This window comes from Actinosynnema sp. NPDC023658 (assembly GCF_040639995.1).
In the GTDB taxonomy this organism is placed as follows: domain Bacteria; phylum Actinomycetota; class Actinomycetes; order Mycobacteriales; family Pseudonocardiaceae; genus Actinosynnema.
This window is the reverse complement of record NZ_JBFAAX010001059.1, coordinates 1-1,832: the sequence shown is the minus strand read 5'-3', so window position 1 is coordinate 1,832 and position 1,832 is coordinate 1. Positions and strand designations below refer to the sequence as shown.

At 76.9% G+C, this 1,832-nt stretch carries 1 protein-coding gene; it reads right to left on the bottom strand.

Annotated elements, in window-relative coordinates:
- Window positions 1–1,832, bottom strand: a 1,832-nt coding sequence (locus AB0G02_RS38040; RefSeq protein ID WP_360804715.1) for a condensation domain-containing protein, incomplete at both ends; no start/stop codon positions are given.

Sequence of the window (1,832 nt, the reverse complement as noted above, 5' to 3'; positions counted from 1 at the left end):
ACAGGTCCAGGTCCGCGAGCTCGTCGCGGCCGTGACCCTCCAGGTCCACCAGCACGTGCCCGGGGCGCCGGGCGGCGACGGCGATGGCCAGCGCGGCGAGCAGCACGTCGTCCACCCCGGCGTGGAACGCGGCGGGCACGGTCGTGAGCAGCGGTTCGACGACCTCCGGCGGCAGCTCCGCGCGGTGGTGCCGCAACGTGGACACGACGTCCGTGGCGGGGTCCAGCGGCCGGTCCGCCAACGGCTCGTCGGGGGTGAGCAGCCCGCTCCACGCGGCCACGTCGTCGGCCCGTCCGCCTGCCTCGGCCTCCAGCGTCCGCGCCCACGTGCGGTAGGACGTGCCGACGGGCGCGAGGTCCGCCGGTCGGCCCTCGGCGGCGGCCCGCCAGGCGGCGGTCAGGTCCGGCACGAGCACCCGCCACGACACGCCGTCCACGAGCAGGTGGTGCGCGACGAGCAGCAGCCGCCCGGGGCGGTCCGCTCCGGCGTCGAGGAACACCACGCGCAGCGACGGGCCGGTGTCGGGCCGCAGGCTCTCCGCCGCCGCACGGGCGTGCGTGGCGAGCAGGTCGGCGTCCCCGGTGTCTTCCACGTGGTGCACGACCTCGGCGGCGTCCACCGCGCCCACGGGCAGGATCTCGGTGCCCCAGCGGGTCGACTCGGCCGGCCGGGACAGGCGCAGCCGCAACGCGTCGTGGTGGTCCAGCAGCGCCTGGACGCCCGCCACGAGGTCCGCGACCCGCAACCCGGCCGGGGTGCGGACCACGATCGACTGGTTGACCCCGTCGATCGCGTCGCCGCGCTCGCGCAGCCAGTGCACGATCGGCAACGGCGTCACCGGGCCGGTCCCGTCGTCCGGCGTCCGCCGGTCCGCCGCCAGGTCGGTGACGCGCACGACGGTGGCGAGCCGTTCGGGCGTCGGGTGGGCGAACACGTCACGCGGGGTCAGCTCGATCCCGACCGCGCGGGCCCGCCCGGCGAGCTGGATGGACACGATGCTGTCGCCGCCCAGGTCGAAGAACCCGTCCTCGGGCCCCACCTCCGCGATGCCGAGCACGTCGGCGAACAGCCCGCACAGCCGCGCCTCCAACTCCGTGGCCGCATCGCGACCGCCGGCGCCGGTGAACTCCGGGTCGGGCAGCGCGCGGCGGTCGAGCTTGCCGTTGGGCCCCACCGGGAACTCGTCGAGCACGACCACCGCGACGGGCACCATGTGCTCCGGCAGCACCCGTGCCAGCGCGGCGCGCAGCTCGTCGCCCGCGGGCTCGTGGCCGTGCTCCGGCGTGGCGTAGCCGACGAGCTGCTTGCCGCCGGCGTTGTCGGCGCGCACCACGACGGCGGCGTGCGAGACGTCCGGCGACGCGGCCAGCACGGCCTCGATCTCGCCCAGCTCGATCCGGAACCCGCGGACCTTCACCTGGTCGTCGGCCCGGCCCAGGTACTCGATCTCGCCCGCGTCGTTCCACCGGGCCAGGTCGCCGGTCCGGTACATCCGCTCGCCCGGCGTGCCGCCCGGGTCCGCGACGAACCGCTCCGAGGTCAGCTCCGGCCGGTTGAGGTAGCCGCGCGCGACGCCCGTGCCGGACAGGTACAGCTCGCCCGTGACGCCGGGCGGCACGGGCCGCAGCGCGCCGTCGAGGACCTGCGCGCGGGTGTTGGCCAGCGGCCTGCCGATGGGCGGGGCCACGTGCACGTCCGCGCCGCCCGCGTTGAGCGAGGCGGTGTAGTCCTGCGCGAGCGTCGCGCCGGTGTTGAGGGCGTGCTGCGGGGGCGCGGTGCCGGTGCTCTGGGTGGGGACGGCGGGGTTGGTCCCGGGCGGGCGGGTCCGAGCG